Genomic DNA, 23,390 nt, shown 5'->3' with positions numbered 1-23,390 from the left:
AGCGAAGCGAGATGGGGGTCCCCCCGGCCGGAGGCTGGGGGAGGGTCACCGCGAACAACGCGGCGCTGATCGTGAGCGACGACGGCGGCGACCACTGGAAGATCGGCGCCACCGACTCGTATCCGATCGCGGCCGACGGGACGTGGCGGCAGAAGCCGTCCGAGGTGGCGCTGACCGAGCGCACCGACGGTTCGATCCTGGTGAGCGGCCGCGAACAGGACGGCACCGACCTCGGGCACCGCACCCAGGCGGTCAGCCGCGACGGCGGCGACAGCTTCACCGCGCCCTTCCGCGACCTGCCCGACCTCTACGCCCCACAGGTCCAGTGCTCCACCCTCGGTATCGGCTCCCGCATCCTGCTGGCCTGCGACGCCGACCCCGACCGCCGCCGCACGATGATGATCCGCTCCTCCTACGACGGCGGCCGGACCTGGGACAGCGTGGACCGCGGCACGGTCGTGACGACGGACTGGTCGGGCTACTCCGACATGGCGCGCGTCGACGGCGACACGGTGGGCCTGCTCTACGAGGGCGGCGCCGTGACCGCGACCGACGAGATCCGCTTCGCCCGCTTCGACGAGGCCTGGCTGCGACCGCGTCGGGGCCCGGACCCGACGACCGCCGACCTCGCCCCGGACGCCAGACGCGCGGCGGTGCTCGGCGACGCCCAGGAGACGGACGGCGTGTCCGGGGGCGCCCTGTCCTTCGACGGTGTGGACGACGCCGTGCGCCTGCCGTACAGCGACCGACTCCCGCTGGGGACAGAGGACTTCACGGTGTCCCTCTGGTTCCGCTACACCGCGACGACGGGTTATCAGCCGTTCCTGTGGATGGGCGGGGTCGGCACCACCGAGCCGCAGGTCTGGCTGCGCGGCGAACCCGCGGGCAACCACGTCCGGGCGCTGATCACCACCCGGGTCGGCGCGACGACCGTCCACACCACCTCCGTGGTCACCGCCGGCGCCTACAACGACGGCCAGTGGCACCGAGCCGTACTACGGCGCGGCGGTGGGCAGTTGACCCTGTCCGTCGACGGTACGACGGTGAGCACGGCCGACATCGTGGGCTCGGTCAGCCGCAACTCGCCGTTCGGTGTGCACATCGGCCAGCGCATGGACAGCATGCAGTACTTCACCGGGTCCATCGACGAAGTCCACGTCTGGGACCGGGTGTTGACGGACGACGAGCTGGCCGCGCAGCATCCGTCCACCGCCGGGACCGTCCTGTGGCTGCCCATGGACCATGTGAGCGGCAGCCACTAACGTCCCGGGCGTGCCCGACGACCTACGAGCACGACAGCGGAGGGGAGCCGGGGTCGGCCTGCTGCTGACCCTGGTTCTCGCGGCCGTGCTGCTCACCGCCCTCCCGAAGCATCACGACCGGGAGGGCGGCGGCGCGTGCTCGGCGCGTACGGTCCACTCCTGGTCGCCGGACGCGAAGCTCACCAACTCCTTTGCCGCGTACGGCGACGACAAGACCCGTGCCGACGACTGGACCGGCGGCGACGGCACCCACTCGGTGCGGCTGCCGGACGGCCGGGTGCTGTGGCTGTTCTCCGACACCTACCTCGGTCAGGTGTACGCCCCGCCCAACCCGGTCGGCGAGTCGTACGCCTGGCGGGACACCAGCGCGCCGCTGGTGCGCAACTCGGCGGTGGTGATGCGCGACGGGCGCCCCCAACTCACGCTCCCCGCCCCGCTGTTCCCCGATCCCGCCCCGAACGAGTGGCGTTGGCCGGTGGCGGCCCGCGTCGAGCCCCGCTCCCCCGGCTCGGCCGAGTCGGTCGTACGGGTGCTGCTGTGGACGCGCACGGCCGGACAGTACCCGTGGATCTACGGTGTGCCGACCGCGACCGAGGTGGCCACGCTGTCGCTGCCGGATCTGCGGGTGGAGTCGATCGTGAAGGTCTTCGACCAGCAGCTCGTCCAAGACCCGTCCCGGCGGGTGCAGTTCGGGACGACGTCGGTCGCGGCGGGCGGCTGGACGTACGTCTTCGGCGGGAACGACGCCCAGGCCGCGGCCCGGCCGACCTCCTCGGCGTATGTGGCACGGGCCCCGGAGGGGCGGCTCGGGGAGCCGGGTGCGTGGCAGTACTGGGACGGCTCCGCGTGGACGGCTCGCGCCGGGCCGCGGCCGGTGCTCGGAGATGGTCGGCACACGGGTGTGGGCAGCGCGTTCTCCGTGGTGCGGGACGGTGGGACGTACGTCCTGTTCACGATGGCCGCGGGCAGCCGGGGGCTCACCACCGTCACCTCGTACTGGGCCTGTTCGCCCACCGGACCGTGGCACGGACCGGCCAGGAGTTTCAGCCCGCCGCTGCCGCAGGGCCAGGTGGCCGCGTACAACCCGCAGGTACACACGGAGTTGGGCGACGACGGCCGGATCGTCCTCAGCTACGACGTCAACTGGCTGGACGCGACCGCCACTTCGGCCGCCCTGAACCTCAGCCGGAACGTGTCCCTGTACCGACCGCGGTTCGTGACACTGCGGTTGGGGCCGCCGTCCCGGTGACCTCGGGCAGTGGATCGCGGGCGCGGCGCTTGGCGATGACCGCGCACACCATCAACTGCATCTGGTGGAAGAGCATCAGCGGCAGCACGGCCAGCGAGGCGTGGGCGCCGAACAGGACGCTGGCCATGGGCAGTCCGGAGGCGAGGGACTTCTTCGAGCCCGCGAACTGGATGGCGATCCGGTCCTCCCGGTCGAAGCGCAGCGCCTTGCCGCCGAACCAGGTCAGGGTGAGCATCACGGCGAGCACGACGGCCTCGACCGCGAGCAGCCCGGCGAGGCGGACCGCGCTGACCTGGTGCCAGATGCCCTGGACCATGCCCTCGCTGAACGCGGTGTAGACGACGAGGAGGATCGAGCCGCGGTCGACGTAGCCGAGGATCCTCTTGTGCCGGGTGATGAAGCCGCCGACCCATCGCCGCAGCAACTGCCCTGCCAGGAACGGCACAAGGAGTTGCAGCACGATCTTGACGAGTGAATCGGCGGAGAAACCACCGCCGTTGCCGCCGAGCAACGCCGCCGCGAGCAGCGGGGTGATGACGATGCCGGCGAGTGAGGAGAAGGAGCCCGCGCAGATCGCGGCGGGCACGTTCCCGCGCGCGATCGAGGTGAACGCGATCGACGACTGGACGGTCGACGGGACCAGGGTGAGGAACAGCAGCCCTTGGTAGAGGGGGTGGGTCAGGATCACCGGGACGAGACCGCGGGCGGCCAGGCCCAGCAGCGGGAAGACGACGAAGGTGCAGGCCAGGACGGTGGTGTGCAGTCGCCAGTGCTTGAGCCCGTCCAGTGCCTCACGGGTCGACAGCCGGGCGCCGTAGAGGAAGAAGAGGAAGGCGATCGCGGCCGTGGAGGCGCCCGAGGCGACGTCGGCGCCCATGCCTCTCGCGGGGAGGAGTGCGGCGAGGCCCACCGTCCCGAGCAGCAGCAGGATGTAGGGGTCGATCGGCATCCAACTCGGCCATCGCAGGCGTTTCACTGTGCTCCACTGTCTCGCTGTACGTCCGGTCCACCGTCCGGCACGGACTCGTGCCCTCCCCATCCTCCTCTCCGGACTCTTGATCGGGAATCCGTCATACCGCTCTGACTGCCATCACGTTTCACGATAAGCGGTTACGGTGTGGTGCATGTACGACCTCTCCCACCTGCGTACCTTCCTCGCGGTGTCCCAGACCCTGAGCTTCACGCAGGCCGCCCGCCGGCTCGGACTGCGCCAGTCCACGGTGAGCCAGCACGTGCGGCGCCTGGAGGACGCGACGGGACGGCAGCTGTTCACCCGGGACACGCACTCCGTCGAGCTGACCGAGGACGGCGAGGCGATGCTCGGCTTCGCCCGCCGCATCCTGGAGGTGCAGGAGCAGGCGTCGGCGTTCTTCACCGGCACGCGGCTGCGCGGCCGCCTCCGTTTCGGCGCCTCCGAGGACTTCGTCCTCACCCGGCTCCCCGAAATCCTGGAGGGCTTCCGCTACGACCATCCCGAGGTCGACCTCGAACTGACGGTGGAGCTGTCCGGCACGCTGCACGAGCAACTCGTGGCGGGCAAGCTGGACTTGGTGCTGGCGAAGCGCCGCGCCGAGGATCCGCGGGGCGAACTGGTCTGGCACGACAAGCTGGTGTGGATCGGCGCGGAACGGCTCCGCCTGGACGCGGATCGCCCTGTGCCGTTGATCGTCTATCCGCCGCCGGGCATCACGCGAGCGCTCGCGTTGGAGGCGCTGGAACGGCAGGGGCGGGCGTGGCGCATCGCGTGCACGAGCGGGAGTCTCAACGGGCTCATCGCCGCGGCCCGGGCGGGGCTGGGGGTGATGGCCCACTCACGGGGGCTGGTGCCGCCGGGGTTGGTGCGGATGCCGGAGCGGGCGGGGTTGCCGGAGTTGGGGGAGGTCGACTTCGTGCTGGTGCATGGGCGGCGGCGGGTTTCTGCGCAGGGGGCGGCTGATGCGTTGGCGGGGGCGATTCTGGCGGGCGGGGATCGGTTGCATCGGCGGAGTGGATGAGCGGACGAATGGGCTGCGTGATGTCCGCTTTTGGCTGCCGCGCCGTCGTGGCTGGTCGCGCAGTTCCCCGCGCCCCTAGGGGGTTACCGGACCCGGAGCTGTTCAGCGGAGGGTGCGATACGTCAGCTGTTTCACTCTGCGCAGGAACGGGCTCGCTTCCACGTGCCTCACCCCGTCCAGCTGCCCCAGCGGCCCACTGAGGTAGTCGTACAGCCCCGCCGTGTCCTTCACGACTGCCGTCACGACGATGTTGGACGTGCCGGCCGTGGCGGACGCGTACGCGATCTCGTCGTGTGTGGCGAGGGACGCGCCGACCGAGTGCAGCGCCGCAGGGCTCGCCGTGATCCAGAGGACCGCCGAACGCGCGTACCCGAACACCTCCGAGTCGTACTCGATGTCGATGTACACCGCCCCGGAGCCGATCAGTGAGGCGAGCCGGCGTTTGACGGCGGACTCGGAGCGGCCGGTGGCGCGCTGGAGTTCGGGGTAGGTGGCGCGGCCGTCGCGTTCGAGGACGGCGATCAGGGCCTCGTCCTCCGGGTCGATGCGGGCGGAGTCCGGTGCGGGCGCGGGCTCGGGGAGCAGCGCGGCGATCTGGTCGTCCGCGAGCACCTTGAAGCGGCGCAGCCAGCCCGTCGGGCCGCCGTAGAAGCGGTGGAGCATCTGGTGGGCGCGGATGTCCAGGACGCTGGGGGTGCGCGGGAGTTTGCCGAGCAGGAGGTCGTCGTAGTCGCCGGGGCTGCGCGGGCGGGTCAGGCAGACGATCTCGGTGCCGCCCGAGGCGAGGCCGATCCAGGCGGTGTCGGGGCGTTTGGCGAGGGCGTCGGCGATGTTGAGCGCGTTGTCGGGGGCGCAGCGCAGGCGGAGCATCCACTGGTCCTGGCCGAGGCGTTCGGCGTCGCGGATCGCGACGACCCGGAGGCCGGCCTCGGCGGTGAGTCTGCGGTAGCGGCGGGCGACGGTCTGGTCGGAGGCGCCGAGGACCGCGCCGAGGCGGCTGAAGGAGGCCCGGCCGTTGAGCTCCAGGGCGGTCAGCAGTTGCAGGTCGAGCCGGTCGAGGGTGTCGGATTCCATCTCCATCATGCCTGCTCCTGTCGGATTCCGGCGGTGAGGTGTCCAACACGGCGTTGATCGTCCGGGTGGAGCCCATCGTACGGAGAACTGCACATCCCGGACAGGGGAGTTGAAGGACATGCGTACATGGGGGCCGCTCACGGCGGTGTGCCTGGGCACGTTCATGTTGTTGCTGGATGTGACGATCGTGGTCGTCGCGTTGCCGGACATGGCGCGGTCGTTGCACGCGTCGTTGAGTGATCTGCAGTGGGTGGTCGACGGGTACGCGCTGGCGTTGGCCGCGCTGCTCCTGGGAGTTGGGGCCGCCGCCGACATCCTGGGGCGTCGGCGGGTGCACGTGGTGGGGGTGGTGCTGTTCGCGGTGGCGTCGTTGTTGTGCGGGCTCGCGGGTGGGCCGGGTGCGCTCGTGGCGGCGCGGGCCGTGCAGGGTGTGGGGGCTGCGGCGATGCTCGCCACGACGTTGCCGTTGCTCGGCTCGGTCTACCAGGGGCGCCAGAGGTCGGTGGCGCTCGGGGTGTGGGGCGCCGTCAGCGGTGGAGCCGCCGCGGTCGGGCCGGTGCTGGGCGGGGTGCTCACCGAGGGGCCGGGCTGGCGGTGGATCTTCTTCGTGAACCTGCCGGTGAGCGTGGCCGCGGTGTGGCTGACGCTGCGGGTGGTGCCGGAGTCGAGGGGGCCGCGCGGGATGCGTATCGACTGGCTCGGCACGGTCGCGTTCGCGGGGTTCGCGGGCGGGGTGACGTATGCGGTGGTGCGGGCCGGGGAGGACGGCTGGGGTGCGTGGGTGACGCTCGGATCGTTCGCGGTCGCGGCCCTCGCGCTGGTCTGCTTCGTGCTGGTGGAACGGCGGGTGGCGCATCCGCTGCTGGATCTGTCGCTGCTGCGCAAGCCCGCCTTCGTGGGCGTGATGGCGGGGGCGCTCGCCTTCAACGGGGTGGCGTTCGGCGGGATGCCGTATCTGTCGATCTGGCTGCAGACGGTGCTGGGGATGAGTCCGGTGCGCGGCGGGCTGACGCTGCTGCCGCTGACGGGGGCGGCGGTCGTGGTGTCGGTCCTCGCCGGGAAGCTGCTGCACGGGGTGCCGGCGCGGCTGACCATCGGCGGCGGGCTGCTGCTGATCGGTACGGGCTGCTTCTGCCAGGCCGTCCTGGGCGCCGGTTCGGACTGGACGACGCTGGTGCCGGGGCTCGTCCTGGTGGGTGTCGGTACGGGGCTGGTGGCGCCGGGGATCGCGGGGGCGGCCCTCGCGGCGGTGCCGGCCGAGCGCGCGGGCATGGCGGGCGGCGCCGTGAATACCGTACGACAGTTGGGGTATGCACTCGGCGTCGCCGTGTCGGGGACCGTACTCACCTCGCGGATGCGGGACACGCTCTCGCACGACGCGGCGCACACGCTGGCGGGCGGCGGGGCCGGGGCACTGCGCGGGACGTTCTCCGAGCACGCGCTGCGGGCCGCGTTCGCGTCGGGGCTCGACTCGGCGCTCGTGACGGCCGGCTTCGTCGGGACGGCGGCGGGCGCGCTGGTGCTCGCCCTGGTCAGGGCGGGTCGCACGGAGCGGACCGGCGGGACGGCGCAAGCGGCGGCGGGAGTGACGGAATCCGCCGCGCGGACGCTGACCGGGGAGGAGACGGCGTCGCACGGGTGACGTCGGACGACCGGGACGCCAGGGGTAATCGGGTCGTACAGATTCAGTGGAGATTACGGGCCCGAAACCTACGGAACCGTAAGGATTTCTGTCCGACCCTTCCCCTTGTGAGGGCATTTTCCGCCGCTGACCAGTGCAGACCTGGGGGCCCCTCGATTTCCCACCCCCTCCCGCCCTTCCGCCCGGTGGGGTAGCTTTCACGGCGCTGTAGGGGAGTGCCAACAGGAGCGGGGAGCGGGGTTTGCGCGAGTACAACAACCCTCCGTTGGCGTTGGCACCGCCGGTGGGCGGTCTGGCCGACGTCGTGTTCGAGCGTGCCCAGGACGACCCCCTCCATGTCTCCCTCGGCCGCAAGGACGAGCAGGACGAGTGGCGGGACGTGACCGCCGCCGAGTTCCGCGACGAGGTCCTCGCCCTCGCCAAGGGGCTGCTCGCGCAGGGCATCCGCTTCGGCGACCGGGTCGCGATCATGTCCCGCACCCGCTACGAGTGGACGCTGTTCGACTTCGCGCTGTGGACGATCGGCGCCCAGGTGGTGCCGGTCTACCCCACGTCGTCGGCCGAGCAGTGCTTCTGGATGCTGCACGACGCGCAGGTCTCGGCGGCGATGGTCGAGCACGAGGACCACGCGATGACCATCGCCACCGTCATCGACCGCCTCCCCGCGCTGCACCAGCTGTGGCAGCTCGACACGGGCGCCGTGCAGGCGTTGTACGACGCCGGCGCGCACATCGAGGACGAGGTGGTGCACCGGCACCGGCAGGCCGTCACCCCGGACTCGACCGCGACGATCATCTACACCTCGGGCACCACGGGCAGACCCAAGGGCTGTGTCATCTCGCACGGCAACTTCGCGTACGAGGCGGACACGGTCATCGACCGCTGGGAGTCCGTCTTCCACTCGAAGAAGGGCGACGAGGTGGCGACCCTGCTGTTCCTGCCGCTGGCGCACGTCTTCGGGCGGATGGTGCAGGTCGCGGCGATCCGCGGCGGAGTCCGCTTCGGCCACCAGCCGCAGCTCAACGCCGCCGCCCTGCTGCCCGACCTGGTCGCCTTCAGGCCGACGTTCATCCTCGCCGTGCCGTACATCTTCGAGAAGGTCTTCAACGCGGCCCGCCGCAAGGCCGAGAAGGACGGCAAGGCCGGACCGTTCGAGAAGGCCGTCGAGGTCGCCGTGAAGTACGCGGACGCGATCGAGGAGAAGGCCTGGGGCATCGGCCCCGGCCCCTCGGCGGGCCTGCGCATGCAGCACCAGCTCTTCGACAAACTCGTCTACTCCAAGGTGCGGGCCGCGATGGGCGGCCGTATCCGCAACGCCATGTCCGGCGGGTCGGCCATGGACCGGCGCCTCGGACTGTTCTTCGCGGGCGCGGGCGTGCAGATCTACGAGGGCTACGGCCTCACCGAGTCGACGGCCGCCGCGACCGCCAACCCACCCGAGCGCACCCGCTACGGCACGGTCGGCCAGGCCATCCCGGGTGTCACCGTGCACATCGCGGACGACGGCGAGATCTGGCTGAACGGCCCCAACGTCTTCCAGGGCTACCTCAACAACAAGAAAGCCACCGACGAGACCCTGCACGACGGCTGGCTCGCCACCGGTGACCTGGGCTCCCTCGACGAGGACGGCTATCTCACCATCACCGGGCGCAAGAAGGAGATCCTGGTGACCTCCGGCGGCAAGAGCGTCGCGCCCGGACTCCTTGAGGAGCGGGTGCGGGACCATCCGCTGGTCTCGCAGTGCATCGTCGTCGGCAACGACCGCCCCTACATCGCCGCCCTGGTCACCCTCGACCACGAGGCCGTCGAGCACTGGCTCACCATGCGCGGCAAGCCGCGGATGTCCCCGGCCCAGCTGGTGCGGGACGGCGACCTGGAGACCGAGGTGCGGCGCGCGGTGGTCGCGGCCAACACCCTGGTCTCGCAGGCCGAGTCGATCCGCACCTTCCGGATACTGGCCCAGCCGTTCACCGAGGAACACGGTCTGCTGACCCCGTCCCTGAAACTGAAGCGCAAGGCCATCGAGAACACGTACTCCAACGAGGTCGAGGCGCTGTACCGGGCCTGACCGAGGTCATCGGTCCGGAGGTGGAGCAGGCCGGATGCCGCGGTCAGGAATGCGGCATGGCCCGTGATCGTTGACGATAGGCGTACCACCCGACGACAGAAGGATCGAGAGCTCGTGAGCAGCAAGGTCCCCCCGATCATCCTCAACAACGGTGTCGAGATGCCCCAGCTGGGCTTCGGCGTCTGGCAGGTGCCGGACGACGAGGCGGAGCGGGCGGTGGCCACGGCGCTTGAGACCGGGTACCGCAGCATCGACACAGCGGCGATCTACGGCAACGAAGAGGGCACCGGAAAGGGCATCGCAGGGTCCGGCGTCCCGCGCGAGGACCTCTTCGTCACCACCAAGCTCTGGAACAGCGACCAGGGGTACGACGCCACGCTGCGCGCCTTCGACGTGTCGCTGGCGAAGCTCGGCCTGGAGTACCTGGATCTCTATCTGATCCACTGGCCGACCCCGGCCCGGGACAAGTACCTCGACAGCTACAAGGCGTTCGAGAAGCTGTACGCGGACGGCCGGGTTCGCGCCATCGGCGTCTCGAACTTCGAACCCGACCACCTGGCCCGGCTGATCGCGGAGACCTCGGTCATCCCGGCGGTCGACCAGATCGAGCTGCACCCGCAGTTCCAGCAGCGCGCGGGGCGTGAGTACCACGCGGAGCAGGGCATCGCGACCGAGGCCTGGTCGCCGCTCGGCTCGGGCAAGGGCCTCCTGGAGGTCCCGGCGATCGTCGCCATCGCCCAGAAGCACGGCCGCACCCCGGCCCAGGTCGTCCTGCGCTGGCACATCCAGCTCGGCAACGTGGTGATCCCCAAGTCCGTGACGCCGTCGCGGATCAAGGAGAACATCGAGGTCTTCGACTTCAGCCTGGACACCGAGGACCTCGCGGCGATCAGCGCGCTGAACGAGGACCGGCGACTGGGTCCCGACCCGTCGACGTTCAACGCGGCCTGAACCCGACCCCGCAGCACCCTGATGCGCCCCGGAGCCTTCTGGCTCCGGGGCGCATCGTCTTTCCTTGGGTGGCCCACTTGGTTCGTACCAGGGTCTTGACGCGAGCATGCCGACGGGTCCACCTTGTTGCGCACCCGGTAAGGAAACTTTCCTAACAGAAGGGTCCCCCACAGTGCGCATGCGAACACTGACCCTCGCCGCGGCCTCAGGTGCCGCCCTGCTCGCCGCCGGAGTACTCCCCGCGAGTGCCTCCGGCGCCACCCCCAAGTCGGCTCAGGAGGGCTCGGTCAGCGCGGCCGACCTGCTCTCCAAGGTGACGTCCTGCTCGCAGATATCGAGCGGCAAGTACCGCACCGACGACGAGACTTCGGCCACCATCCCGGTCTGCGGCAAGAACGGCGCCGTGTTCTGGAAGGCCGACATGGACATCGACTGCGACGGCCAGCGCACCTCGAAATGCAACGAGAACGCCGACCCCTGGTACCAGGACGACACGGCGTTCCACCAGTCCAACGGCCAGCCTCTGAAGGCGGATTCACTGCCGTACATCGTGGTGCCCAGCTCCAGCAGCATCTGGAAGTACTCCAGCTACGGCATCAAGGGCGGCGGTGTGGTCGCCGTGATCTACAACAACAAGGTCGAGTACGCGGTCGTCGGCGACACCGGCCCCACCAACATCATCGGCGAGGCCTCGTACGCCACCGCGAGCGCCCTCGGCATCGACCCCGACCCGGCGACCGGCGGCGCCGACTCCGGCGTGACGTACATCCTGTTCAAGAACTCGACGGTCTCCCCCATCGAGAGCCACAGCGCGGCGGTCTCGCTGGGCGACCAGCTGGCGAAGCAGTTCCTGCAGAGCAACTGACGTACGGATGGGGCCCGTTGCCGCCGGCGAAAGCGGCAACGGGCCCCACATGCTTGTCAGTTGGGCTGCCCGATCGGTCGTACGACGACGGTGTTGATGTCGACGCCGGCGGGCTGGCGGATCGACCAGAGGATCGTGTCGGCGATCTGGTCGGCGGTGAGGAGATTGCCGGGCGGCAGGCTGCCGTTGCCGTCCCAGAACGGGGTCTCCACCCGGCCCGGGGCGACCAGCGTCACCCCGATGCCGAACTCCGTGACCTGGCGCCGGGTGTTCTCGGCGAGGCCGGTCATCGCCCACTTGGTGGCGCCGTAGATGTTGCCGGGGGTGTGCACGAACCCGGCGACGCTGCCGATCAGCACGATCCGGCCGTGTGTCTGCTTCAGCGCGTCGACGGACGCCCGGATGAGCAGGGCGGGACCGAGGACGTTGGTCAGCACCATCTCGGTCCACCCGGCCGGGTCGCCGTCGGCGACCGCGTCGTGCGTGGCGACCCCGGCGTTGGCGACGACCGCGTCGAGCCGCCCGAACTGTTTGAGGGTCGTCTCGACGGCGGCCTGCACCTGGTCGTACTCGGCGGCGCTGCCGGGGATCGTCAACAGGCCCTCGGGGTTACCCAGTCGGGCGGCGAAGTCGTGCAGCCGCTGCTCACCGCGGCCGGTGACGGCCACCCGGCCCCCGGCGCCGAGGAGTTGACGGGCGACGGCGGCCCCGATGCCACTGCCGCCGCCGGTTATGAGCGCGACGTGAGAGTTGTCGTTCATGGTGGTGGTCCCCCCGTGGGTCGGTGAACTCCGCGCAGTCGGAGGGGCAGTTCATCACCTTGAGCACTCTCGAAGTCAAGCCGTCGAGATCACCGGCCGTCTCAGCCGGCCCGCACCGCGGTGTGCACGGTGTGCGCGGCGAGCACGAACACATCGGCGCGCCGGTGCACACCCGCCGGGTCCTGCGGGTCGACGAGCCGGTCGAGGGCGGCCCGGTCGTCGGCGTCGAGAGCCTCGCCGTAGGTGTCACGGACGCGGGTCAGCCAGGACGCGGCGTAGGCGCGGACGCGGTCCGGGGCCGGGGCGGGCAGGTCGAGGAGGAAGCTGCGGCTGCCGGTGTGCTTCAGGCCGGCCGAGGCCAGGAGGGCGGGCCAGTCCTCGGTCTCGGTGACGGCGCCGGGGAGGTCGGCGCGCATCTGCGCGAACCACTCCGCCTCGATGGCGTCGATCCGCGCCTCCACGCCCGGGCGGCCGATGCCGAAGTCGCGGGGCAGGAAGCGGGAGGGCAGGCCGCCCTCCATGATGGCGAGGGTGCCGCCGGGGGCGAGCCGGGCGGCGAACGCGGCGAGACCGGCGCGCTGGTCGCCGAGGTGGTGCAGGCTGCGGCTGGCCCACAGGAGGTCGGCCGGGTACTCCAACTCCGCGAGGACCTCGGGAAGTTCACCGGTGAGCGTGCCGAAGCGGTCGCCGAAGCCCTGCCGGTCGGCGCGGGCGCGGGCCCGCTCCAGGAGCGGTTCGGAACCGTCCACCGCGTCGACCCGGGCGCCCGGGAACGTCTCCGCGAACAGACACGCGACCACACCGGGCCCACTGCCCACGTCGACGATCAGCCCGGGATCGGTCTGCTCCTTCGCGAGCCACGCCATGGCCCGCTCGTACAGCGGCGCGAACAGCTCCGCCTGGGACTCCAGCAGCGGGCCCATGACGGCCCAGTCGAGGGCGGTGTGGTCGTGGCGATCCCGGCCGGGCTTCTGGTCCTGCCCGTGGTCGTGATCACGTCCGTGGTCGTGCTTGTGCTCGTGCGCCATGATGGTCAGCCTTTCGTCCTCGTGCCGTCAGCCTGCGCCGACGCACCGTTCGGCGGCCAGTTCCCTTGCCGAAGCGGCAAAAAGGAGCGGCGAAAAACCGGATGCGCCGGGGCCGCCGGTCACCGAGCATGCCCGTATGGACGACGTGATGGTGGAACGCTTCCTCGAAGACGGGTTCGTGAAGATCGAGGGGGCCTTCCCGCCGCGGGTCGCCGAGCACTGCGCTCGGCTGCTGTGGCGGGAGACGGGCTACGACGCGGAGGACCCCGGCACCTGGAAGGACCCCGTGGTGTGGGTGAGCGACATGGCCCAGGGGCCGTTCGCCGCCTCGGTCAACTCCCCTGTCCTGCATGAGGCGTTCGACCTGCTGGTGGGCGCCGGCCGGTGGCAGTCCCGGTACTCGGTGGGCAGTTTTCCGCTGCGCTTCCCGCACGCGAAGGAGCCGGACGACGCCGGCTGGCACATCGAGGGCAGCTATGCGGCGGAGGGCGCGGAGAACGCGTGGCCGTACGCGAATCTGGCCTCGCGCGGCCGGGCACTGCTGATGCTGATGCTCTACACCGAGGTCACCGAGGAGAACGCGCCGACGCGTATCCGGGTCGGCTCCCACCTCGACGTCCCGCGCGTCCTCGAACCGTACGGCGAGAAGGGCGCCTCCTCACTGACGCTCGGCCCGAAGGTGGCCGAGGCATCCGCCGGGCGCCCCCTCGCGTACGCCACCGGCAAGCCCGGTGACGTCTACCTCTGCCACCCCTTCCTGGTCCACGCGGCCCAGCCCCACCACGGCGACCGCCCCCGCTTCATGGGGCAGCCGCCGCTGCTTCCGGCGGTGCCCTACGAGCTGGAGCGGTCCGACGGCGACTATTCGGCGGTGGAGTTCGCGATCCGCCGGGGTCTGTCCCGGGAGGGCTGACCCCGACGGCGACCGCATCGGTGCGCACTGTTCGGCTGTATGCCATATGTGATGCGGTAGGCGATTTCAGTATCCGAATCCGGTATGCGATCTACAGGGGCGGATACGCGTTGGCCATCAGCTGCTGGAACTGCGCCGAGAACCAGTGCCCGGACAGCGGGGCGTTGGGCAGCGCGCCCGACATGTTGTTGCCGTTGCGGGCGTTGCCCGTGTACGTCGGGTCGCACATCCGGTCGAAGCCCTTGCCCTCGTCGTTCGCGATGGCCGTGCTGGACCCGTCCGACTCACCCGGCGGCTTTATCCACACGTACGCGTCGATCCCGGTGGCGGGGGCGGCCTGCGGCCGCTCACCGAGGCCGGCACCGGACTGGTTGCACCAGTTGCCGACGTGGATGCGGCGGTCGTAGCGTCCGCCGTCGACGTATGTGTCCACGCTGGTCGTCGCACCCGGACCGGTGGGCCGGGCCGAACCGCCCCAGCCGTTCCTGGAGGTGTCGATCAGCATGCCGATACCGGAGTTGAAGCCCACGGACACCAACTCACTGCGGAATGCCTGGGCATACGACAGCTCGTCCACGTAGCGGTTGTAGTCGACCCACTTGGACTGGCGCACGGAGACGCCGTTGACGCTGTCGTTGATGGTGAAGTTGTTCTCCTTCAGGGCGCTGTAGTTGGCGGTGTTGGTGATGAAGCCGGCCACGTCGTTCACGGTCGCGCCCTCGGCGTTCGCGGCCTGGTGGAAGAGGTTCGCGGAGGGGGCGAAGTTGTCGTCCCAGCCGAGCCAGCCGTGGTGTCCGGCGTCGATGTAGTTGTAGACGTTGGGGATCGCGCCGAGCTTGTTGAGCGCGTATCCGACGCCCTTCACATAGTTGCCGTTGGCGAGCATCGTGTCGCACTGCGGGGTGGCGGTGGCCTTGCTGCCGGTGTTGGTCACGAGGTTGGGCAGCGAGTCGATCTCGATCGTGGTGACGATCCGCAGCGAGGCGTACTTGCTGTCGGCGAGGATCGCGGCGATCGGGTCGATGAACTCGCTCTCGTAGCGGCCGATTTCGGTCGGGCCGAGTTCACCGTTGGAGGCCAGGGCCGCGCAGTCGCGCCCGGGGAGGTCGTAGACGACGAGTTGGACGACCTCTTCGCCGGTGCCCTTCTGGGCGAGCGCCGCGTCGAGGTGGGCGCGCAGGCCCATCCCGCCGCTGACGCCGTTGATGGCGGCGATGCGGTCGAGCCAGACGCCGGTGGGCTGGCTGGAGACGCGGCTGCCGCCGGTCTCGGCGGCGGCCTTGGCGGACCACTCCGGGTTCACGTACACCTTGGCGCCCGCGTACGGGTTGTCGACCCGCCCGCTGGGATCGGTGCCACCGCCCCCTCCCCCGCCACTGCCGTCGTCGACGTTGCAGGTCACGCCGTCGAGGGTGAAGGTGGTCGGGAGCGCGTTGCTGCCGCTGTAGGAGGCGTTGAAGCCGAAGCTGACCGAACTCCCGGTCCCCAGGCTCCCGTTGTAGGTCTCGTTGGCCGCCGTGACGGCGGTCCCGCTCTGGCTGATCTTCGCGTTCCAGCCGCTGGTGATCTGCTGATTGCCGGCGTACGACCACTTCGCGGCCCAACTGGACTTCGCAGCCCCGTTGTTGGTGATCGTGACGGCGGCGGTGAAGCCGCTGGCCCACTGGTTCTGCACCTTGTAGTCGACGCTGCAGGGGATCGCGGCGATGCCGGCGTCCGCCGAGGGGGTGGCGGCCACCGCCGTCCCCGAGGCCCCGGCGACGAGCACCAAGGCAGCGAGCAACGCTGTTCTCGTACGGCTCATGAGTGCGGGTTTCCTTGTCTGTGAAGGAAGTTGGTTGCGGGTGCTGTCGGTTGCGGGTGCTGTGGTGTGCGGGCGCCTATCCGTTGAGGGCGCGCAGATGGTCACGCAGCCCGATGCCGTACGCGGTGGGCGTACCGTCGTAGTCGGAGATCAGTGACGGACCCGCGGAACAGTCCCAGGTGTTCCAGGTCCAGCCGAGATACGAGAGCCCGCGGTCGTCGAACCACTTCATGACCTGGTCGACGAAGGCGTGCGAGCAGGTGTTCTCGCCGATCTCCCCTGCCACCAGCGGCACTTGGGCCGCGACGGGGGCGAGCGTGGAGTTCCAGCAGCTCTCGGTCGCGCAGGTGTTGAAGTTGTACACGTGGTACGCGGCGACGAGATTGCCGGTCGGATCGCTGGGCTTGTAGGCCAGCCACTGGCTCAGGTCGTTCGAGTACGCGAGCCCGCCGGCCATGATCACGTTCGTGGCGCCGGTGGACCGTACGGCGTCGACGAGATCCTGCATACCGGCGACCTCGTACCCGATGCCGGGGCAGGTGCCGCCGTCCCGCCAGCACTCCCACGCCTGGGTGGTCGTGGAGGTCGCGCGGTCCGGATACGGCTCGTTGAACAGGTCGAACGCGACGGCCTGGTCACCCTTGAAGGTGCTGGCGACCGAGGACCAGAACGACGGTGTGTACTGCGCGTCCGGCATCGGTTTCTGGCAGGTGGCGTGCACGTCGGAGCAGCCCGCCGAGTTGCCGGTGTACTGGCCGTAGGTCCAGTGCAGTTCGACGATCGGTGTCATGCCGTGCGCCTCGACCTTCGCCACCAGGTCCTTGACGGCGGCGATGTAGTTGGCGCCCGCGTACTCGGGCTTGATGTTGGAAAGGCCCAGCCAGCACTCCTCGTTGAGCGGAATGCGGACCACGTTCGCCTTCCAGTCGGCGATCGCCGCGATGGCCGCGTCGTCCGCCGGGCCGTCCCAGATGCCGTAGCCCTGCACGCACATGAACTCGCCGCCGGACCGATTGACGCCGAGCAGACGGCGGTTGCTGCCGTCGGCGTCCACGAGCTTGTTCCCGGAGACGTGCAGTGCGGGCGCTGTACCGCTCGGCGGTGGTGAGGTCGGAGGCGGCGAGGTCGGTGGTGTCGGCTCCGAATCGACGTTGCAGGTCGTCCCGTTGAGCTTGAACGCGGACGGTACGGCGTTGCTCCCCGACCAGTTGGCGAGGAACCCGGCGCTGATGCTCGCGCCGGTGCCGAGCGCGCCGTTCCAGCTCTCGTTGGCCGCGGTGACCGTCGTACCGGACTGGGACCACTTGGCGTTCCAGCCCTGGGTGACCTTCTGGCCGCCGGCGAAGTCGAAGCTGAGGCTCCAACTGCTCACCGGTGCCATGTTGTTGGTGATCTGCACTGCGCCCTGGAAGCCGGTGTCCCACTGGCTGGTGACCGAGTACTCCACCGTGCACGCGGGGGTGGCGCCGGACGCCGTGACGACCGGTACGACCATGGCCCCGAGGAGGGCGGTCGCGCCGGCGAAGGCTAAAAGTACTGAACGCGGGGGGTGTCGCATGAGCGACTCCTTGCAGCTCGGGCACGTCACACGGACGCGTCGACTGACGGAATCGCTCCCACTGGTGTCCAGGAAGGTAGCGCCAAGTGACGGCAAAGGACAGGGGAGTCACAGACTTTCGCTGACTTTCCCCCAACCCACGTCCGTCGAATCATTTCGACTCCGTAAGCACCTTGACGGCTCTCACCCCCGTCCTCACGATGGGAGCGCTCCCACTGGTTCAAGGCTTGTTGCTGCTCCGCCCCCACTTCTCCGAGCCGCAAGGAGGAACCAGCACATGCACCCCAGAAGGAGACGCCGCGTGACGCGGCGACTGTGGACCGCTGTCGTGGCGGCCCTCGCGCTTCCGGTCTCGATGCTGGCGACCGGTACAACCCCCGCTCAGGCGGCGACAGTTCAGTGCAGCGTGGACTACAAGACGAACGACTGGGGCTCCGGCTTCACCGCGGATCTGACCCTCACCAACCGGGGCACGGACGCGATCAACGGCTGGACCCTCACGTACGCCTACGCGGGCAACCAGAAGCTCAGCAACGGCTGGAACGGCACCTGGTCCCAGTCCGGCACCGCGGTCACGGTGACGAACGCGTCGTACAACGGGACGATCGCCGCGGGCGCGGCCGTCTCGACCGGCGCGCAGTTCGGCTACAGCGGCACCAACACCGCGCCCGCCTCGTTCGCGGTCAACGGCACCACCTGCGCCGGCGCGCACCAGCCGCCGATCACCGTGCTGACCAGCCCGAGCGCGGGCGCGATCTACACACAGGGGGCCGCGGTCCCGCTCGCGGCGACCGCGGCGGCGGCCGACAACGCGACGATCAGCAAGGTGGAGTTCTACGACGACACCACGCTGCTCGGCACGGACACGAGCTCGCCGTACTCTCTTTCGGCCTCTGGATTGTCCGTGGGCAGTCATTCGCTGGTGGCGAAGGCCTACGACAGCCTGGGCGCGTCCGGGGAGTCCACACCGGTCGGCATCACGGTCGCCTCGGGACCCACCGTGGTGGCCACGCCGGCCCAACTGGGCGTCCAGCAGGGCAAGTCGGGCACCTACGCGGTGTCGCTGTCCACGCAGCCGTCGTCGAACGTGACGGTCACGACGGCCCGCGCGAGCGGCAACACGGGGTTGTCGGTCACCGGCGGCGCGTCGCTCACCTTCACGCCGGCGAACTGGAACACCGCGCAGACGGTGACCCTCACGGCCGACGCGTCCGGCACCGGTTCGGCGTCCTTCGAGTCGGCGGCGACGGGCTTCACCAAGGCGACGGTCACGGTGACGGAGCTGGCGGCGGCGAACGCGTACGACGCCCGCTTCCTCGATCTCTACGGGAAGATCACCAACCCGGCGAACGGCTACTTCTCACCCCAGGGCATCCCCTACCACTCGGTGGAGACCCTGATCGTGGAGGCGCCGGACCAGGGGCACGAGACCACGTCGGAGGCGTACAGCTATCTGCTGTGGCTGCAGGCGATGTACGGCAAGGTGACGGGCGACTGGTCCAAGTTCAACGGCGCCTGGGATCTCATGGAGAAGTACATGATCCCCACCCACGCCGACCAGCCGACCAACTCCTTCTACAACGCCTCGAAACCGGCCACGTACGCACCAGAGCAGGACACCCCGAACGAGTATCCGGCGAAGCTCGACACCTCGGTGCCGGTGGGACCGGATCCGATCGCCGGTGAACTGAAGACCGCATACGGTACGGACGATGTCTACGGTATGCACTGGCTGGAGGACGTCGACAACACCTACGGCTACGGCGACACGCCGGGCGGCGGGTGCGAGGCGGGGCCGACGGCGAGCGGGCCGTCGTACATCAACACCTTCCAGCGCGGACCGCAGGAGTCCGTGTGGGAGACGGTGCCGCAGCCGACCTGTGACGCCTTCAAGTACGGCGGTACGAACGGGTACTTGGACCTCTTCACCGGTGACTCCTCGTACGCCAAGCAGTGGAAGTACACCGACGCTCCCGACGCCGACGCGCGGGCCGTGCAGGCCGCGTACTGGGCCGACGTGTGGGCCAAGGAGCAGGGCAAGGGCAGTGACGTCTCCACGACCGTCGGCAAGGCGGCCAAGATGGGCGACTATCTGCGCTACGCCATGTACGACAAGTACTTCAAGAAAATCGGCAACTGCGTCGGACCGTCCACGTGCCCGGCCGGTACCGGCAAGGACGCCTCGGACTACCTGCTGTCCTGGTACTACGCGTGGGGCGGTGCCAATGACACCAGCGCGGGCTGGGCCTGGCGTATCGGGTCGAGCCATGTGCACGGGGGTTATCAAAACCCGTTGGCCGCTTATGCGTTGAGCTCGTACGCGGACTTGAAGCCCAAGTCCACTACGGGAGCGGCGGATTGGGGCACCTCGCTGTCGCGGCAGTTGGAGTTCTATCGCTGGCTGCAGTCGAGTGAAGGTGCCATCGCCGGTGGGGCGACGAACAGTTGGCAGGGGCGGTACGCGAGCCCGCCGGCCGGGACGTCGACGTTCTACGGCATGTACTACGACCAGCAGCCCGTCTACCACGACCCGCCGTCCAACCAGTGGTTCGGCTTCCAGGCGTGGTCGATGGAGCGGGTCGCCGAGTACTACCAGCAGACGGGGAACGCGAGTGCGAAAGCGGTCCTCGACAAGTGGGTGGCGTGGGCGCTGTCCAAGACCACGATCAATCCTGACGGCACGTATCTGATTCCCTCGACGTTGCAGTGGTCGGGGCAACCGGATACGTGGAACGCGTCAAGTCCCGGTGCCAATACGGGACTTCATGTCGCCGTCGCGGACTACACCAACGATGTGGGTGTGGCCGCCGCGTATGCCAAGACCCTGACGTACTACGCCGCGAAGTCCGGCAACGCGACGGCGAAGACGACGGCGAAGGCGCTGCTCGACGGGATGTGGGGCAACTACCAGGACAGCCTGGGTGTCGCCGTCCCGGAGACGCGCGCGGACTACAACCGGTTCGACGACAGTGTGTATGTGCCGAGTGGGTGGAGCGGGACGATGCCGAACGGGGACGCGGTCAACTCCGCTTCTACGTTCGCCTCGTTGCGGTCCTTCTACAAGAACGATCCGGCTTGGTCGAAGATCCAGAGTTATCTGGCGGGTGGGGCTGCGCCTGTCTTCACGTATCACCGGTTCTGGGCTCAGGCGGATGTCGCCTTGGCCATGGGGTCGTACGCGGAGCTTCTTGAATAGCCCCGCGGGGCGCTCCGCGGGTTGGGCGGATTTTGGGCTGCGGGTCCGTTGTGGCTGGTCGCGCAGTTCCCCGCGCCCCTAAAAGCGAGGGCGTTGGACCTTCCGCTTCTCGGAGAGTGCCCGAAGTTCCGCGTGCGCGGTCTCGTCACCTGACGGCGAGGCCTACCGGCCGGGCGGCCCCCACCCGCACTGGGGGTCGCCCGGCGCTCGTGTCTTGAACCCCTCTTCATGAGAGGACCTCCCCGTGCGAAGAACCCGAATTCTCACCGCCGTACTGGCCCTCGCCGCCGGTCTGTTGGTGGGCAGTCCGTCCGCCCTCGCCGTGCCCAGCGCGTCGAAAGTAGCGCTCGCGGCCGACACCTACACATGGCACAACGCCCGCATCGACGGGGGCGGTTTCGTGCCCGGCATTGTCTTCAACCGGAGCGAGAAGAATCTCGCCTACGCCCGTACCGACATCGGCGGGGCATATCGCTGGCAGGAGTCGACCAAGACCTGGACTCCGTTGCTGGACTCGGTCGGGTGGGACGAGTGGGGGCACACCGGGGTGGTGAGTCTCGCGTCCGACTCGATTGATCCGGACAAGGTGTACGCGGCTGTCGGTACGTACACGAACAGTTGGGATCCGACGAACGGGGCCGTCCTCAGGTCGGGTGACCGGGGCGGGAGTTGGCAGAAGTCCGACCTGCCGTTCAAGCTCGGCGGGAACATGCCGGGGCGCGGTATGGGTGAGCGGTTGGCCGTCGATCCCAACAAGGACAGCGTGCTCTATCTCGGTGCGCCGAGCGGGAAAGGGTTGTGGCGGTCCACTGACTCCGGGGTCACCTGGTCGCAGGTGACGAACTTCCCCAACGTCGGGAACTACGTGCAGGATCCGACCGACACGAGCGGCTACGCCAACGACAACCAGGGCATCGTGTGGGTCACCTTCGACGAGTCGACGGGCACGGCCGGCAACGCGACCAAGACGATCTACGTCGGCGTCGCCGACCAGGCCAACGCCGTGTACCGGTCGACGGACGCGGGCGCGACCTGGAGCCGGGTGGCCGGGCAGCCCACGGGTTATCTGGCCCACAAGGGTGTACTGGATGCGGTCAACGGATATCTGTACATCGCATACAGCGACAAGGGCGGCCCGTACGACGGCGGCAAGGGACAGGTGTGGCGGTACGCGACCGCGACCGGCACGTGGACGGACATCAGCCCGGTCGCGGAGGCCGACGCCTACTACGGCTTCAGCGGGCTCACCGTCGACCGGCAGCATCCCGGGGCCGTGATGGCGACGGCGTACAGCTCCTGGTGGCCGGACACCCAGATCTTCCGCTCCACGGACAGCGGCGGCACCTGGACGAAGGCCTGGGACTACACGTCGTATCCCAACCGTGCGAACCGCTACACCATGGACGTGTCGTCCTCACCCTGGCTGACCTTCGGCGCGAACCCCTCGCCGCCCGAACAGGCCCCGAAACTCGGCTGGATGACCGAGTCGCTGGAGATCGACCCGTTCAACTCGAACCGCATGATGTACGGGACGGGTGCGACGCTCTACGGCACGGAGAACCTGACGAACTGGGACAGCGGCGGCCAGTTCACCGTGAAGCCGATGGTGCAGGGGCTGGAGGAGACGGCCGTCAACGACCTCCGCTCCCCCGTCCGGCGGGGCCCAACTCCTCAGCGCGCTGGGCGACATCGGCGGTTTCCGGCACACGGATCTGACCAAGGTCCCGTCGATGATGTTCACTTCGCCGTCCTTCACGACGTCCACGAGTCTGGACTTCGCGGAGACCAACCCCAACACGGTGGTGCGGGTCGGCAATGTGGATTCCGGGCCGCACATCGCGTTCTCGACGGACAACGGCGCCAACTGGTTCGCGGGGACCGACCCTTCGGGCGTGAGTGGCGGCGGGACCGTGGCTGCGGCGGCCGACGGCAGCCGGTTCGTGTGGAGTCCGGCGGGTGCGGGCGTGCAGTACACGACGGGCTTCGGCTCGTCGTGGTCGGCGTCCAGCGGTATCCCGGCGGGCGCGACCGTCGAGTCGGACCGGGCGGAAGTGAAGACCTTCTACGGCTTCAAGTCGGGCACGTTCTACGTCAGTTCGGACGGTGGGGCGACCTTCACCGCGTCGGTGGCGACCGGCCTGCCCAGCGGTGACAGCGTGCGCTTCAAGGCGCTGCCCGGCACGAAGGGGGACGTCTGGCTGGCGGGCGGGGCGAGCGACGGGGCGTACGGGCTGTGGCACTCCACGGACGGCGGCGCCACCTTCACCAAGTTCGCGAACGTCGACCAGGCCGACACCGTCGGCTTCGGCAAGGCGGCGACCGGCGCCTCGTACCAGACCCTCTACACCAGCGCGAAGATCGGCGGAGTGCGCGGTATCTTCCGCTCGACCGACAAGGGCGCGACCTGGACGCGGATCAACGACGATGCGCATCAATGGGGTTGGACGGGTGCGGCGATCAGCGGTGACCCCAGGGTGTACGGCCGGGTGTATGTGTCGACGAACGGGCGCGGGGTCGTCTACGGCGACTCCTCCGACGCCGGCGACGGAGGGAGCGGGGGCGGCGGCGGTACCGATCCGACGCCGACGGGCGCCTGCACGGTGACGTACAAGATCACGAACCAGTGGACGGGTGGCTTCCAGGCCGACGTGCAGCTGACGAACACCGGCTCAACCGCCTGGAGTGGCTGGTCACTTGGCTGGTCCTTCGCCGACGGGCAGCAGATCGGGCAGCTGTGGAACGCCGACTACACCCAGTCGGGCGCCGCGGTGACGGCGAAGAACGTGAGCTGGAACGGGACGGTGGCGGCGGGTTCGTCGGTGGGCCTCGGCTTCACGGGGAGCTGGTCGGGGGCTAACACGAAACCGGGCGCCTTCAAGGTGGGCGATCAAAGCTGCGCGGTCGCCTGAGCGGAGAGGGCGGCTGCGCGCACCCGGGCCCGAGGCCCCCAATAAACCCGCTGTAAAAAAACGACACCCGGTGGGTGATCAAGACGTGACCCATATTAAAGAAAGATAAATAAAAA

At 69.3% G+C, this 23,390-nt stretch carries 15 protein-coding genes and 1 pseudogene; 10 read left to right on the top strand and 6 right to left on the bottom strand.

Going from position 1 to position 23,390, the window contains the following annotated elements; all coding sequences use genetic code 11:
* Together ACFWP5_RS43815 and ACFWP5_RS43810 are read left to right on the top strand one after the other, a co-directional pair.
* Positions 1–1,262, top strand: a 1,262-nt coding sequence (locus tag ACFWP5_RS43815) for a LamG-like jellyroll fold domain-containing protein (RefSeq protein WP_384170332.1), incomplete at its 5' end; no start/stop codon positions are given.
* A gap of 10 nt (positions 1,263–1,272) precedes the next feature.
* Entirely contained in the window at positions 1,273–2,511 is a 1,239-nt protein-coding gene (locus tag ACFWP5_RS43810; RefSeq protein WP_384170330.1) for a DUF4185 domain-containing protein, read from the top strand.
* Here ACFWP5_RS43810 and ACFWP5_RS43805 read toward each other — a convergent pair.
* Entirely contained in the window at positions 2,444–3,460 is a 1,017-nt protein-coding gene (locus ACFWP5_RS43805; protein WP_384170328.1) for a bile acid:sodium symporter family protein, read from the bottom strand. The two genes, ACFWP5_RS43810 and ACFWP5_RS43805, sit on opposite strands and share 68 nt — an antisense overlap.
* Positions 3,461–3,635: 175 nt before the next feature.
* On the opposite strand from ACFWP5_RS43805, the gene ACFWP5_RS43800 reads away from it, so the two are divergent.
* Complete coding sequence (locus ACFWP5_RS43800) at positions 3,636–4,505, top strand: LysR substrate-binding domain-containing protein (RefSeq protein WP_384170326.1); 870 nt, start codon at positions 3,636–3,638, stop codon at positions 4,503–4,505.
* A 102-nt stretch (positions 4,506–4,607) separates the two neighbouring features.
* On the opposite strand, the gene ACFWP5_RS43795 is transcribed toward ACFWP5_RS43800, so the two are convergent.
* A complete protein-coding gene (locus ACFWP5_RS43795; RefSeq protein WP_384170334.1) occupies positions 4,608–5,585 on the bottom strand; it encodes an Lrp/AsnC family transcriptional regulator in 978 nt (325 codons plus the stop codon).
* A gap of 112 nt (positions 5,586–5,697) precedes the next feature.
* On the opposite strand from ACFWP5_RS43795, the gene ACFWP5_RS43790 reads away from it, so the two are divergent.
* The 4 genes from ACFWP5_RS43790 (at position 5,698) to ACFWP5_RS43775 (ending at position 11,105) form a co-directional block, all read left to right on the top strand.
* On the top strand, positions 5,698–7,221 hold the full coding sequence (locus ACFWP5_RS43790) for an MFS transporter (RefSeq protein ID WP_384170324.1): 1,524 nt from the start codon (positions 5,698–5,700) through the stop codon (positions 7,219–7,221).
* A 241-nt stretch (positions 7,222–7,462) separates the two neighbouring features.
* Positions 7,463–9,289 carry an AMP-dependent synthetase/ligase gene (locus ACFWP5_RS43785; RefSeq protein ID WP_384170322.1) on the top strand — a complete coding sequence of 609 codons (1,827 nt, stop codon included), beginning with the start codon at positions 7,463–7,465 and terminating at the stop codon, positions 9,287–9,289.
* 114 nt (positions 9,290–9,403) lie between these two features.
* Complete coding sequence (locus ACFWP5_RS43780; protein WP_384170320.1) at positions 9,404–10,240, top strand: aldo/keto reductase; 837 nt, start codon at positions 9,404–9,406, stop codon at positions 10,238–10,240.
* A gap of 172 nt (positions 10,241–10,412) precedes the next feature.
* Positions 10,413–11,105, top strand: a complete 693-nt coding sequence (locus tag ACFWP5_RS43775) for a glycoside hydrolase family 75 protein (RefSeq protein ID WP_384170318.1) — start codon at positions 10,413–10,415, stop codon at positions 11,103–11,105.
* 56 nt (positions 11,106–11,161) lie between these two features.
* Here the strand turns inward: ACFWP5_RS43775 and ACFWP5_RS43770 are convergent, their stop codons facing one another.
* Together ACFWP5_RS43770 and ACFWP5_RS43765 are read right to left on the bottom strand one after the other, a co-directional pair.
* A complete protein-coding gene (locus ACFWP5_RS43770; RefSeq protein ID WP_384170316.1) occupies positions 11,162–11,866 on the bottom strand; it encodes an SDR family oxidoreductase in 705 nt (234 codons plus the stop codon).
* A 101-nt stretch (positions 11,867–11,967) separates the two neighbouring features.
* Complete coding sequence (locus tag ACFWP5_RS43765; protein WP_384170314.1) at positions 11,968–12,894, bottom strand: class I SAM-dependent methyltransferase; 927 nt, start codon at positions 12,892–12,894, stop codon at positions 11,968–11,970.
* Between the two features lie 136 nt (positions 12,895–13,030).
* Here ACFWP5_RS43765 and ACFWP5_RS43760 point away from each other — a divergent pair, with 136 nt between their 5' ends.
* A complete protein-coding gene (locus tag ACFWP5_RS43760) occupies positions 13,031–13,807 on the top strand; it encodes a phytanoyl-CoA dioxygenase family protein (protein ID WP_384170312.1) in 777 nt (258 codons plus the stop codon).
* 91 nt (positions 13,808–13,898) lie between these two features.
* Here ACFWP5_RS43760 and ACFWP5_RS43755 read toward each other — a convergent pair whose 3' ends face one another.
* Both ACFWP5_RS43755 and ACFWP5_RS43750 read right to left on the bottom strand, forming a co-directional pair.
* Positions 13,899–15,611 carry a glycoside hydrolase family 6 protein gene (locus ACFWP5_RS43755; protein ID WP_384170310.1) on the bottom strand — a complete coding sequence of 571 codons (1,713 nt, stop codon included), beginning with the start codon at positions 15,609–15,611 and terminating at the stop codon, positions 13,899–13,901.
* Between the two features lie 76 nt (positions 15,612–15,687).
* Positions 15,688–17,169, bottom strand: coding sequence for a cellulase family glycosylhydrolase (locus tag ACFWP5_RS43750; protein ID WP_384170308.1), 1,482 nt, complete (start codon positions 17,167–17,169; stop codon positions 15,688–15,690).
* Between the two features lie 277 nt (positions 17,170–17,446).
* Here ACFWP5_RS43750 and ACFWP5_RS43745 point away from each other — a divergent pair, with 277 nt between their 5' ends.
* Together ACFWP5_RS43745 and ACFWP5_RS43740 are read left to right on the top strand one after the other, a co-directional pair.
* On the top strand, positions 17,447–20,365 hold the full coding sequence (locus ACFWP5_RS43745; RefSeq protein WP_384170306.1) for a glycoside hydrolase family 48 protein: 2,919 nt from the start codon (positions 17,447–17,449) through the stop codon (positions 20,363–20,365).
* 244 nt (positions 20,366–20,609) lie between these two features.
* Positions 20,610–23,274: pseudogene (locus ACFWP5_RS43740) on the top strand (cellulose binding domain-containing protein).
* Positions 23,275–23,390 lie beyond the last annotated feature (116 nt).

Origin of the sequence: Streptomyces sp. NPDC058469, assembly GCF_042721125.1 — a bacterium.
Lineage (GTDB): Bacteria > Actinomycetota > Actinomycetes > Streptomycetales > Streptomycetaceae > Streptomyces.
Note: the sequence above shows the minus strand (reverse complement) of the source record. Positions and strands in the feature narration are given on the sequence as shown.